Below are 12,929 nucleotides of genomic sequence, written 5' to 3' on the forward strand. Positions count from 1 at the left end.
GCTGACTCCTGACCTGGATTGCGCTTCTGACTGAAGAAAAGAACTTTGGAAATTAGTGGTGCCCATGGCGCGGATCGAACGCGCGACCTCTCCCTTACCAAGGGAGTGCTCTACCACTGAGCCACATGGGCATATAAAGCTTGGAGCGGGTGAAGGGAATCGAACCCTCGTCGTAAGCTTGGAAGGCTTCTGCTCTACCATTGAGCTACACCCGCGGCTACCCTTTCACCTTCTCTTTCCCAAACCTTTCAACATCAAGCCCAGAAAGCCTTGCCACCTTCCTTGCGAAGGCGGCCCAGCGCTTCCTGGCCTTACATTGCAAATCCAGGCCAACTGCGCCTGGATTCGGGTATGGGTCTCTGGTGGAGGAGGTTGGATTCGAACCAACGTAGGCGCAAGGCCAACAGATTTACAGTCTGCCCCCTTTAACCACTCGGGCACCCCTCCAGAGAATTCGAGATTATGAACACTTTCAGATCCGGTGTCAAACGATTCGGACGAAATATTCAAAATCCCGTTCAGAGCGACTCCGCGTTTGCGCGCAGAGGGGGCGTAGCTTACAGGTTTCCGCGGATTGCTGCACGAAAAAGATCGGCGTACTGCCCTGGCGTGTAGGCGACGGGGTTGGTGCCGGCCGACGGGTCCTCGGCCGCCATGCGCCCCACCCGCTCGGCCTGGGCCTCGTCTATGCCGATCTCCGCGAGCGTATGGGGGATCCCCAGGGACTCGCGCAAGGCCAGCACCCACTCCAGCACCGCGCCAGGGCCCTGGCCCGGCAGGTCCAGGTAGCGCGCCAACGCCTCCAGCCGCGGCGCCACCGCCTGCTGGTTGGCCTTCAATACATAGGGCATGAGAATGGCGTTCAGGGTGCCGTGGTGTGCGTCGTACAGCGCCCCCAGCGGGTGCGCCAGCGCGTGCATGGCCCCCAGGCCGCGCTGGAAGGCGGTGGCCCCCATGCAGGAGGCCACCAGCATCTGCTGCCGCGCCTGCAGATCGCCGCCATCGGCCACCGCCTGGGGCAGGTATTCCCTGATCATGCGCATGCCCTCGATCGCGATGCCCGCCGCCATGGGATGGAAGAACGGCGAACAGTACGCCTCGAGATTGTGCGAGAGCGCGTCCATGCCGGTCGCGGCCGTGATTCCCGGCGGCAGCCCCACCGTGAGCTCGGGGTCGAGAATCACGATGGCCGGCAGCATGCGCGCATGGAAGATGATGCGCTTGACCTCGGCGGACTCGTCGGTGATGACGGAGGCCCGCCCCACCTCGGAACCGGTTCCCGCAGTGGTCGGCACCGCCACCACCGGCGCCATGCCGGCCACGTCCACGCGCAGGTAGTTGTCGCCCACGTCCTCGAAATCCCATAACGGACGCTTCTGCCCCGCCATCAGCGCAACCGCTTTCGCCGCGTCCAGCGCGGACCCGCCGCCCAGCGCGATCACGCCATCGTGGGCGCCCTGCCGGTAGGCGGCCACGCCATCGTCGACATTGCGGCCCGTGGGATTGCCCTTGATCCCGTCGAACAGGCCGCATTCGAGACCCGCCTGCCGGCAGGCGGCCACCGCGCCGACCACCATCGGCAGCGCGGCGAGCCCCGGGTCCGTCACGAGCAGCGGGCGCGTCATGCCAAGTTCGCGGCACCAGTCCGGCAACTCCTTGATGCGGCCCGGACCGGCCTTGATGGCGGTGGGGTAATTCCAATTTACGCTGGGCACGTTCATGGTTCGCTTCCTGTGGGCGCCCTGTCAGACGCTGCGCAGATGAAAGGATTTGGCTTGCGTGAGCTGCTCGTAGCCAACGACCGACAGCGAGACGCCGCGGCCGGAATTCTTGACCCCGGTCCAGGCCAGGGCGGGATCGAGGTAGTCGCACCGGTTCATGAAGAACGTGCCCGCCTCGACCCGGCGGCCGATATGCAGGGCGGCTTCCTCGTCCTGTGTGAAAACCGCAGCCGTCAGCCCATATGGACTGTCGTTCATCAGCGCGACGGCCTCCTCGTCGCTGTCGACCGCCATGACGCCCACCACCGGACCAAAACACTCGTCGTTCATCACGCGCATGCGGTGGTCGACCTGGGTCAGCAAGGCTGGCGCCACATAAGGCGAGTCTTTACTCGCTTTATTGAAATGCGAGGAATCTATCAGGTTCCTGGCTCCGGCGGATATGGCCTCGTCGACGATCTCTCGGATCTCGGCGGCGGCCCGAACGCGCACGACAGGCCCGAGCGTCGTGTCGGCGTCCAGCGGATCGCCCAGCACATAGCCCCGCGTCAGGGCGACGGCGCGCTCCACGAACTCGTCGTAGAGCGGCCGCGCCACGTAGATGCGTTGAATGCCGCAGCAGGATTGGCCCGAATTGAAGTAGGCTCCGTCCACCAGCGTTTCGACCGCATGGTCGATCTTGGCGTCCGCCCGCACGTAGGCCGGATCGTTGCCGCCCAGTTCCAGCCCGGCTCCGATGAACCGCCCGGCCGCCCCCTCTTCCACGGCGCGCCCTCCCCGCACCGAACCGGTGAAAGACACATAGCCGATCTCGGGCGCGCGGATCAGCCGCTGCGCAATATCGTGACTGGCATGCAGATACTGGAACACGCCCTTGGGCGCGCCGGCCTCCCGGAACGCCCGTTCGATGAACTCCGCGCAAAGCGGCGTCTGATCGGAATGCTTGAGGATGACGGCATTTCCCGCCATCAGCGCGGGCACGATGCTGTTCACGGCGGTCAACAGAGGATAGTTCCACGGCGCGATGGTCAGCGCGACGCCGATGGGTTCACGGCTGATGAAACGCGTGTAGCCTGCTTGCGCCGGCACCTGGATAGGCGCCAGCGCCTCGCTCGCGATCGAGACCATGTGGCGCGCGCGGGCCTCGAAACCCGATACCTCGCCGGGGGTGTAGCGCAAAGGCCGTCCCATCTGGACGGTGATGGCGCGCGCGATCTCGTCCTTGGCCGCGACGAAACGGTCCACCGCGTCCGACACGATGCGTCCCCGCGCCGCCACGCCCAGCGCATGCCAGGCCGGCTGCGCGGCCTGCGCGCCGGCCAGCGCCTGCGCGATCTGCGCTTCGCTGGCGTAGGGACGGCGGACGACCTCGCGCCCGTCGATGGGACTGATGGTGATGAGTTCCTGAGTCATGGCTGCCCTGTGCAAGCGTATATCGGTGATCAGATGATTTCGAAGTAGCGCGCCAGCTCCCAATCTGTGACGTGGCGCCGGAATTGCCGCTCTTCCCATTCGCGCGTCGCCACGTAATGCTCCACGAACGCATCGCCGAACAGATGGCGCGCGGCCTCGGATTCGCGCAGCCGCTGGGCTGCCTCCCACAGGGTGCACGGCAGCCGCAAATGCGCGGGAAACTGCTGCGTGTAAGCGTTGCCCTGTACCATCGGCTCCGGCGCCAGGCCCTGTTCAATGCCGTAAAGGCCCGAGGCCAGGGCGGCGGACAAGGCCAGGTAGGGATTGGCGTCGGCGGATCCGATGCGCACCTCCACACGCTGCGATTTGTCGCTGCCCGGGATGAGCCGAAGCGCGGTGGTGCGGTTCTCCATGCCCCAGGTGGCGTCCAGCGGCGCCCAGTATCCGGGCACCAGCCGCGAATAGCTATTGACGGTCTGCGCGTACAGGGACATGAATTCGGGCAGGTAGCGCTGCACGCCCGCCATGAAGGATGCCTGCGTCGCGCTCATGCCGTGGGGCCGGGATTCATCGTGGAACGCGGAACGGCCGGTCTTCCTGTCGCGCAGCGACAAATGGATGTGGCCGCTCTGGCCCGGATGATCGTGCGACCATTTCGCCATGAAGGTGGCCATCAGGCCGTTCTGCTGCGCCAGGGCCTTGGTGAAGGTCTTGAAGAGGAACGCCTTGTCGCCCGCGGCCGCGGCCAGGTCGACCGCGATGGCGGCTTCCAGCACGCCAGGCCCGGTCTCGGTGTGCAAGCCTTCGATGGGCATGTCCATGCGCTCGCACATATCCAGCAGCTTGCGGTAGAAATCGCCTTCGACCGTGCTGCGCAGCACGGAATAGCCGAAATTTCCCGGCGTCCAGTTCTCCAGATTGCGATAGTTCTTCGCGCGCACGGAATGCGGCGTTTCGCGGAACATGAAGAACTCGTATTCCAGCGCGGCGTAGGCGTCGTAGCCCATGGCGGCCGCCCGCTCGAGGGTCCGGTGCAGCAGGCGCCGCGGGCAGATGGCGCCCGCGTCCCCTTCGAATTCAGCGAGGAACAGCAGCATGTCCTCGCCCCCCGGGCCCTGCTCCAAAGGCAGCCTGCGGCCTGTGTGAGGAAGGATCTTGAGCTTGGCGTCGGGATAGGCCGTATGCCAGCCGGTGTACTTGGTGTTGTCGTACAGCTGGTCGTCGAGATCCCAGCCGAACACGACGTCGCAAAATGCCAGGCCCGAGCGCAGCGCGCCCAGGAACTTGTCGCGGCGCAGATACTTGCCCAGCATGACGCCGTCGATGTCGGACAGACCGACCTTGATGTGCGAGAGCGTGCTGGCTTGCACCAGCCGCTCCGCGTCTTCCACCGTTGCTACCCCTAGTGCATGCATGCTCGTTCACCTTGCTGTGGCTGAAGCGTTGCGTTGACCTGCGGGCGGGCGGCGCGGCGTTCAGGTCACGGCAGCCCCCAGCACCCGCATCGCCTGGCGATGCAGCTGCGGCGTGGCGGCCGCGACGACGCGGCCCTGCGATTCGAGGCCTAGCGGCTGCCCCGACCAATCGGTAATGACGCCGCCTGCCCCTTCGATCACGGGCATCAGCGACAGGTAGTCGTATGGCTGCAGGCCGGCTTCGACCACGAGGTCGACATGGCCGCTGGCCAGGAGCCCGTAGCTGTAGCAGTCACCGCCGAAGCGGCGCATGCGCGCGGCCTGCGCCAGCGCGTCGAAGGCGGCGAGCTCCGCGCCGGCGAAGATGTCGGGCGAAGTGGCGTAGAGGATGGCCTGGCGCAATTCGGTGCATCCGCTGGCGCGGCAGGCTGCGCCGTTCAGGCTTGCGCGCCCGCCCGCCGTCCCTACCCAGCGTTCGTCCAGCATGGGAACGTCGATCAGCCCCAGCACGGGCTTGCCCCGGTGCAGCAGCGCCAGCAGCGTGCCCCACAGCGGATTGCCGGAAATGAAGGCGCGCGTGCCATCTATCGGATCCAGCGACCACACCAGCTCGGCCTCGGCGTGCGAGGCGCCGAACTCCTCGCCGAAAATGCCGTGATCGGGGTATTCCCGGGAGATTGCCTCCCGCAGGGCGGCTTCGACCTCCCTGTCCGCCTGGGTGACCGGGCTGTCGTCCGCCTTGGTGTCGATCGACAGGGCGTGCCGGAACCACTTGCGCGACAGCGGCCGGACCTGATCCGCCAGCGCCTGGGCGAATGCGGAATAGGCGGCGAGTTGCGGCGCGGATAACGGCAATGAAGTTTGCATCGACGATGCCTCCGGGCGTGACGCGGGCGGATGCGTCTACGAAAAAAATGCCCGCATACTGGTTTTTCCAGTCTAGACACGTTGCCACAAATTTGCAAACATACCTAAAACTGCAACTCGCAACCGGGTTGGCAGACCGCAGTCCGCATACGTAGCTCGCACCGTTGCCGTGTATTCCAACTGGAGTCCCATCATGCAATGTATGAAGAAGCTCAGTCTTGTGGTTGCAGTAATTTCCCTAGGTTATGCACAGGCGCATGCCGGCGCGATCACCGTCTACACCGCGCTCGAGGAAGACGAGATCGCGGCCTATCTGAAGGCGGCCAATGCGGCCATGCCCGACGTCAAAGTCAACGTGCTGCGGCTGTCCACGGGCGACCTGGGCGCCCGCCTGATCGCCGAGGCGTCGAATCCCCAGCAGGACGTCATCTGGGGGTTCGCCGTCAGCAACATGCTGGACCCGCGCCTGCAGAAACTGCTTGAGCCGTACGCGGCCAAAGGGATCGACGCCCTGCCCGCCAAGTACAAGGGCGCCGACAACAAATGGTTCGCAGCCACCGGCTACGTCGCGGCCTTCTGTGTGAACACCGACAGGCTGAAGTCCAAGAACCTGCCCATGCCCACGTCCTGGGAAGACCTGACCAAGCCCGTCTACAAGGGCGAGATCGTCATCCCCAGCCCCGCGGCGTCCGGCACCGGCTATCTCCAGATCGTCGCGCTGCTGCAGGGCCTGGGCCAGGAAAAAGGCTGGGCGCTGCTCAAGGACCTGGACAAGAACGTTGCGCAGTACACGCCGTCCGGCTCCCGCCCTTGCAAGATGGCGCGCGCCGGCGAGTACGCGATCGGAGTGTCCTTCGCCTTCCCCGCCATGCAGTCCATCGAAGAAGGCTATCCCATCAAGATGGTGATCCCCTCCAAGTGGGTGGGCTACGAACTCGAAGCCTCCGGCCTGATGAAGACGGCCAAGAATCCGGCGGACGCCAAGCGCTTCCTGGACTGGACGCTCTCGCAACAGGCGGGCGGCCTGTACAGCAAGTACAAGGAGCTCGTCACCATCCCCGGCGCCGCCCCCAACAAGGCGGCGGAAGCGGCAGGCCTGCCCAAGGACCTGGGCGCGGTGCTGTATCCCGTGGACTTCCAGAAATCGGCGGCGGAACGGGACGCCACGATCAAGACCTGGCAGGAAACCATCAAGCGCTGACGGCGGCGCCGGCCGCGGCCCGTCCTGGGAGACGCCATGTACCTGGAATTGCGCGGGATACGCAAGACTTTCGACGGCTCGGTCGCGCTGGAAGACATCGACCTGTCCGTGGGCGAGCACGAATTCGTCTGCCTGCTCGGCCCGAGCGGCTGCGGCAAGACCACGCTGCTGCGCATCGTGGCCGGGCTGCTGCCGTTCGACCGCGGCGCCATCACCCTGGGCGGACGGGACCTCAGCGCGCTGCCCGCGCGCAAGCGCGGCTTCGGCATCGTGTTCCAGTCGTACTCCCTGTTCCCGAACATGACCGTGGCCGAGAACGTGGGCTACGGCTTGCGCATCCGCGGCGAAACCCGCGACCGCATCGCATCGCGGGTCGGGGAACTGCTGGCGCTGATCAAATTGCCCGATCATGCCGAACGCTATCCGCATCAGCTGTCGGGCGGCCAGCAGCAGCGGGTGGCCCTGGCGCGCGCGCTCGCCGTGGACCCTGCGCTGATCCTGCTGGACGAACCCTTGTCCGCGCTGGACGCGCGCGTACGCACCGACATGCGCGCCGAGATCCATGACGTGCAGCGCCGCCTGAAGATCCCCACGATTATGGTGACGCATGACCAGGAAGAGGCGCTGACGCTGGCGGACAAGATCGTTTGCATGAACGACGGACGCATCGAGCAGGTGGGCTCGCCGGCCGATCTGTACCTGCGGCCCCGCACGCGCTTCGTGGCGAATTTCGTCGGACTGAGCAATCTGCTGCCGACCGACTGGGTGCGGGAAGCCATGCCTGAATTGCTGGCGACGCGGCCCGATGGCGACAGCGAGCGCTACGAGGCCTGCCTGCGGCCCGAGAACCTGCGCGTCGCTGCGGACGAGCGCGGCGCCGGCCGCGTGCAGGATATGACCTTCATGGGCAACCTCACCCGCCTGCGCATCGCCTGGCGCGGGCGCGAACTGGTCGTGGAGCAGCACGGCGCGGCGGGATTGTCGCGCGGCGCCCCCGTGCGCCTGGACGCGGAGCCCGGCCAGTGCGCCTGGGTGAGCGTATGAAACGTACGCCCCGCCCTTGCGGAGCCCCCGCGTGAGCGCCGCCCACGCCGGCACGGCCATCGCGGCGCCAACCGGGCGGGCGCCCTGGTCGGCGGACCGCATGCTGCTGTGGACCTGCGTCGGCATCCCGATGGCGGGCCTGGCGCTGTTCTTCCTTTATCCGCTCGCGACCGTCGCCTGGCACAGCCTGGTCGAAAAAGACGGTTCGATCGGCCTGGGAAATTACGCCGAAGTCTTCGCCACCCGGGGTATCCTGACCGCAACGCTGAACAGCCTGGTCATGAGCCTCGCCACCACGGCCGTCAGCATCGTGCTGGGCTTCGCCATTGCCTATGGCCTGGACCGCAGCTGCATGCGCGGCAAGGCCGCCGTGCGGGTGGCGCTGGTCCTGCCGCTGCTGGCTCCTTCGCTGGTGCAGGGGCTGGGGCTGATCTTCCTGCTGGGCCGCAACGGGCTGGTGCATCGCTGGACCGGCTGGGAAATCGATATCTATGGCTTCTGGGGCCTGCTGATCTCCAATGTGTTCTATGCCCTGCCCCAGGCCGTGCTGATCCTGCAGGCGGCCTTGCGCAACATGGACGCGCGCTATTACGACGCAGCGGAAGTCATGGGCGCGTCGGGCCCCCGCCAATTCTTCGACATCACCTTGCCCAATTGCAAATTCGGCCTGCTCAGCGCGGCCTTCGTCGTGTTCGTCATCACCATCACCGACTTCGGCAACGCCGCGGTGATCGGAGGCAACTACCGCGTGCTGGCGACCGAGATCTACAGCCAGGTGTCCGGGCAGATGAACTTCGGCATGGGATCCGTGGTGGGCATCCTGCTGCTGCTGCCCTCTTTGATATCCGTGCAGATCGAGCGCGTGGCCTCGCAACGCCAGTTCGGCTCGGCCTCTTCCAGCGGCCTCAAAGTCACGCCGCAACCCGCGCGGGGCCGCGATGCGGCCTTCGGCGCCGGCGTGCTGCTGGCGAGCAGCGCAATCATCGTCACGGTGGCCACCGTAATCTTCGCGAGTTTCATGCGGCTTTGGCCCTATCGCATGGAATGGACGCTGAAGCACTACGACATCACCGTCAGCGGCGGCTATGCGCCGCTCTGGACCTCCTTGTACCTGTCCCTGGCCGCGGCGGGCGGCGGGGTGCTACTGCTGTTCTTCCTGAGCTTCGGCGTGTGCCGCATCCCGCGCGCGTGGGCCAAGCCCGTGTACATGCTGGCGGTGTTGCCGGTGGGCGTGCCGGGCCTGGTCCTCGGCCTGTCCTACATCTTCGCGTTCAACGCGCCGGGCACGCCGCTGTATGCGCTCTATGGCAGCGCCGCCCTGATCGCGCTGTGCAACTTCTACCACTACCACACGCAGGGCTTCCTGACGATGATGACGGGCATGCGCGCCGTGCCGCAGGCCCTGGAGGAGGCGGTCAGCTGCCTGGGCGGCGGCACGCTGCGCGTGCTGCGCGATGCGGTGCTGCCGTTGATCGGCCCCACCGTGCTGGGCGTCTTCTTCTTTTTGTTCATGCGCTCGATGGTTACCCTTTCGGCGGTGATCTTCCTGGTCACCCCATCCGTCAGCGTCGCGCCGGTCTCTGTCCTGCGACTGGACGAAGCCGGGTTCGTATCGCAGGCGGCGGCCTATTCAACGCTTATCATGCTGGTCGTTGGAGGTTCCCTGCTGGTGTTGCGCGCGCTGATTGCCTGGGCCGCACGGCGGCGGGCATAGACTAGGAAGCATCGGACATGTGGCAAGAAGAGCGGTATCAGAGAATCCGCGCCCTGCTGTCTTCACTGCAGCAGGTATCGACCGACCGTATCGTCGGCGAACTCGGGGTATCCCGGGAAACGGTCAGGCGAGATCTATTGGAGCTGGAGGCAATGGGCGAGCTGCGCCGCGTGCATGGCGGCGCGGTGCCCGTTCACAGCGAACCGCCCATCGCGGAGCGCGTGCATACCCGCGTCAAATACAAGCGCGCCGTCGCACGCGCGGCGGCGGGCCTGGTGTCCAGCGGCCAGACCCTGTTCCTGGACGCGGGCAGCACTACCAGCGTGCTGGCCGACGAACTGGCCAAGCTGTCGGGCCTGACCGTCATCACCAACTCGTTCGACGTGGCCCTGAAGATCGGCACCGCGGGCAGCGGCGCCAACCAGCTGATCATGCTGGGCGGCTCGGTGGACGGTCCGGTATGCGCCACCGCCGGCGACATCACGATAGGCGAGATCCACCGCTACCGCGCCGACCTGGCGCTGCTGTCGCCCGTTGGCGTGGATGCGGAGTGCGGCGCCACCAACTATGACCTGCGCGAGGCGGAGGTGGCGCGCGCCATGACCGCCAATGCCAAGCAATTGGTGCTGTTGGCCGATTTCAGCAAGATCGGCCTGTGCAGCCGCGTGTCCTATTGCCGCGCCGACCGCATAGATCATCTGGTCACCAACGCCAGCGCGCAGAAGGCGCCCGCCTATGCGGCCTTGAAATCGGCGGTCGGACGCGTCCTGGCCGTATGACGCGGGATCTCAATCCAGCGACACGCCGGCGGTCTTCACCATGCCGGCCCAGTACACCGCGTCTTCCTGCAGCCGCGTCTTGAACGCGTCGGGCTTGCTGCCCACCGCCCAGCTGCCGCCGCTGTTGATCTTCGCGATCACGCCGGGCGACTTCATCGCCTGCTCCACCGCCTGCGCCAGATAGGCAATGCGATCGGGAGGAGTGCCCGCGGGCGCGAAGAGGCCGTACCAGTCGTCGGCCGTAATGCCGTCCATGCCGGCTTGCTTGAGCGTGGGCGCGCCTTTGAACAGGCCGATGCTGTTTTCGTGGCTGAGCGCCAGGATGCGCAGCTTGCCCGCGGCCACCATCGGCTCGGCCGATGCCGGCGAAGTGATGAGCATGTCCACCGTGCCGCCCATCAGGTCGGTGATGGCGGGCGCGGCGCCCCGGTACGGCACGTGCACGAGCTTCACGCCGGCCTTCTGCGACACCAGCGCCCCCATCAGATGGCTCATGGTGCCGTTTCCGGGCGTCGCGTAGGTGATGACGCCCGGTTGCTTGCGCGCGGCGTCCAGGTAATCGTTGAGCGTCTTGTACGGGCTCTCGGCGCGCGCCACGAGCACCAGCGGCGCGGACGTGATCTGGGAGATGGGCACGAAGTCCTTGATCGGATCGAAGCCTACGTTCTTGTAGAGGCGTGGATTGACCGCCATCACGCTGGTCTGCGACATCACCAGGGTGTAGCCGTCGGGCTTGGCCCGCGACACCTGCGCGGTGCCGACGTTGCCGCCGGCGCCCGAGCGGTTTTCCACAACCACGCTCTGGCCCGTGATGGCGCCGAGCTCCTGCGCGAGGAGGCGCGCCACGCCGTCGTTGCCGCCGCCCGGCGGAAACGGCGACACAATGGTGATGGCCTGCTTGGGATAGTCGGCCAAAGGCGCGGGCGCCTGGGCCTGGGTGGCGCCTGCCCACAACAGGCCGGCGAGGGCCGCGGCCTTGCAAACGTGCGATGCGATCTGCTTCATCTGTATTTCCCCTTGTGTTGGCGGCCGGATGCTCGGCCGTCCGTTGCATTTCGGTTCGCCATGAACCGTCCGCACCCCTGCGGCGCGGGCCGCGGGGCGTACTGTCAGAATGAATGCGTTGGCGCGCCGGCGTTTGCCGCGCCGACGGGCGTCGGCGGGCTCGCCCGGCGCTATCTAGCTCGCGGGAAAGCGGTAGCCCGCGAGTTCGCGTTCGTCTATCTGCCTGACCAGGTTGGTCTCCCAGGCCAGGTACTGGCGCGCCGCGGCCTTGTTGCCATCGTGGCGGTCATGCACGAAGAACAGGTAGTCGATGCAATCCGCATCGGCGGGCGCGTCGGGCGTGGATTCCAGCGCAATGCCCTGTACGGACCAGCCGGCCGGCGTGCCGGCATTGGCGCTGATGTCATGCATTCCGAGCGCCGCCAGATCCTGCGCCGCCCACGCGGCCAGCGCGGCGTCTTCGGCCAGCAGCACAACCGGGCGCGAGGCGTCCAGGGACAGGCGGTCGAAGCGCGGCCGGATGGCCCAGTGTGCGCCGGCGATATGTTTGGCGCGATAGCGCATTCCGGGACGGATATCGATCAGTTGCGCGCCTTGCGCGATCGCCGCGGCCAGTTCTGCATCGCCCAGCAGGCGGATCTCCGGCGCGCGCGCCTCGTCGGCGCCACGCTCCAGCCTGGCGTGCACGCCTTCCCTCAGCACGCTGGCGTCCCAGCCCATCTGCCGCAGCCAGCTGGCGATGACCGGAGCCCGCACGCCCTCGGCGTCGAACACCACGATGCGCGCGCCCCTCACGGCCACATACTGGTCCGTGGCCTGGATCAACTGCCCCCCCGGCGTGTGCTGCGCGCCGGGCAGGGAGCCCTGGAGATACTCTTCCGCGCTGCGCACGTCGCACAGGAAAGTGGTGCGTGTCGCGTCGCGCAGCCAGGCCTGCACCTCGTCCGCGGACACCGTGGGCACGCCATGACGTTCCGCCAGCGCCGCGGAACGCCGCGCCAGCGCGGGCACGTCCTGCGGCGCGATGTCGTCGGCGTAGCGGCGCAGCGCCCCGTGCTCCAGCTGCAGGTCTTCGAGATACCAGCCCTGCGTGCCGTTTTCCAGGGCATAGACGGGATTGGGCACGCCCAGGTTGATCAGCGTCTGCGCGCCGATGATGCTGCGTGTGCGGCCCGCGCAGTTGATGACGATGGTGGTCCGGGGGCTCTTGGCCAGCGTATGGGCGCGCAGCGCCAGTTCGCCATTCGGGCAGCAGACGCCGCCCGGGATGCTCATCTTCTGGTACTCGGCATAGGGCCTTCCATCCAGCACGATCAGGTCGTCGCCGCGACGCTGCCGCTCGGCAAGTTCGCGTGCGCCAATGCGCGGGGTGTGGAAAACCTCTTCGGCCAATTCGCCGAACGTCTTGCTGGGCACATTCACGCCGGCGAAGGCGGCGTAGCCATCTTGCCGCCATTGCGCAATGCCGCCCGCCAGGCGGTGCACATTGGTGTAGCCCAGCGCCGCCAAGGCGCGGGCAGCGCGCGCCGCCGTGCCGTCGGCGCCCCCTTCGTCGTAGATCGCCATCCGCACGTCGCGCCGCGGCGCCAGGCGCGCCACGTCCACCTCCAGGCGGCTATACGGCACCGGCACCGCGTAGAACAGGTGGGACTCGCCGTACTGGCCGTGTTCGCGCACGTCCAGCAACGCGATCTCGTCACCGTCATGCAGCCATTGCTTGAGCGTGTGCGAATCAATGTCGGCGACGGAATGATCTTGGATGGAATGCAT

Annotated in this window: 10 protein-coding genes and 3 tRNA genes; 4 read left to right on the forward strand and 9 right to left on the reverse strand. The window is 66.6% G+C overall.

What is annotated here, in order from left to right:
* Positions 1-56: 56 nt before the first annotated feature.
* From JL37_RS05710 to hisN, 7 genes are all read right to left on the reverse strand, one after another.
* Positions 57-131 (reverse strand) — tRNA-Thr (locus tag JL37_RS05710).
* 10 nt (positions 132-141) lie between these two features.
* Positions 142-215, reverse strand: a tRNA-Gly gene (locus JL37_RS05715).
* Between the two features lie 145 nt (positions 216-360).
* Positions 361-447 (reverse strand) — tRNA-Tyr (locus JL37_RS05720).
* 110 nt (positions 448-557) lie between these two features.
* On the reverse strand, positions 558-1,721 hold the full coding sequence (locus tag JL37_RS05725) for an iron-containing alcohol dehydrogenase (RefSeq protein WP_043542577.1): 1,164 nt from the start codon (positions 1,719-1,721) through the stop codon (positions 558-560).
* 24 nt (positions 1,722-1,745) lie between these two features.
* A complete protein-coding gene (locus JL37_RS05730) occupies positions 1,746-3,134 on the reverse strand; it encodes an aldehyde dehydrogenase family protein (protein ID WP_043542578.1) in 1,389 nt (462 codons plus the stop codon).
* Between the two features lie 29 nt (positions 3,135-3,163).
* Positions 3,164-4,549, reverse strand: coding sequence for a glutamine synthetase family protein (locus JL37_RS05735; protein WP_043542579.1), 1,386 nt, complete (start codon positions 4,547-4,549; stop codon positions 3,164-3,166).
* Between the two features lie 60 nt (positions 4,550-4,609).
* Positions 4,610-5,416 carry a histidinol-phosphatase gene (hisN, locus tag JL37_RS05740; RefSeq protein ID WP_043542580.1) on the reverse strand — a complete coding sequence of 269 codons (807 nt, stop codon included), beginning with the start codon at positions 5,414-5,416 and terminating at the stop codon, positions 4,610-4,612.
* Between the two features lie 193 nt (positions 5,417-5,609).
* On the opposite strand from hisN, the gene JL37_RS05745 reads away from it, so the two are divergent.
* Genes JL37_RS05745 through JL37_RS05760 form a run of 4 tightly spaced genes read left to right on the forward strand, consistent with a single transcriptional unit; the run spans position 5,610 to position 10,154 of the window.
* Positions 5,610-6,617, forward strand: a complete 1,008-nt coding sequence (locus tag JL37_RS05745) for an ABC transporter substrate-binding protein (RefSeq protein ID WP_156124228.1) — start codon at positions 5,610-5,612, stop codon at positions 6,615-6,617.
* 36 nt (positions 6,618-6,653) lie between these two features.
* Complete coding sequence (locus JL37_RS05750) at positions 6,654-7,661, forward strand: ABC transporter ATP-binding protein (RefSeq protein WP_043542581.1); 1,008 nt, start codon at positions 6,654-6,656, stop codon at positions 7,659-7,661.
* Between the two features lie 31 nt (positions 7,662-7,692).
* On the forward strand, positions 7,693-9,375 hold the full coding sequence (locus tag JL37_RS05755; protein WP_052096881.1) for an ABC transporter permease subunit: 1,683 nt from the start codon (positions 7,693-7,695) through the stop codon (positions 9,373-9,375).
* Positions 9,376-9,392: 17 nt separating this feature from the next.
* On the forward strand, positions 9,393-10,154 hold the full coding sequence (locus JL37_RS05760) for a DeoR/GlpR family DNA-binding transcription regulator (RefSeq protein WP_043542582.1): 762 nt from the start codon (positions 9,393-9,395) through the stop codon (positions 10,152-10,154).
* A gap of 9 nt (positions 10,155-10,163) precedes the next feature.
* Here JL37_RS05760 and JL37_RS05765 read toward each other — a convergent pair whose 3' ends face one another.
* Both JL37_RS05765 and JL37_RS05770 read right to left on the reverse strand, forming a co-directional pair.
* Positions 10,164-11,159 (reverse strand): tripartite tricarboxylate transporter substrate binding protein, encoded by a 996-nt coding sequence (locus JL37_RS05765; protein ID WP_043542583.1) that lies wholly within the window; start codon positions 11,157-11,159, stop codon positions 10,164-10,166.
* Positions 11,160-11,333: 174 nt separating this feature from the next.
* The gene (locus tag JL37_RS05770) at positions 11,334-12,929 is read right to left on the reverse strand and encodes a rhodanese-like domain-containing protein (protein WP_043542655.1); all 1,596 of its coding nucleotides are present in this window, start codon (positions 12,927-12,929) and stop codon (positions 11,334-11,336) included.

The organism is Achromobacter sp. RTa (assembly GCF_000757485.1).
In the GTDB taxonomy this organism is placed as follows: domain Bacteria; phylum Pseudomonadota; class Gammaproteobacteria; order Burkholderiales; family Burkholderiaceae_B; genus Achromobacter.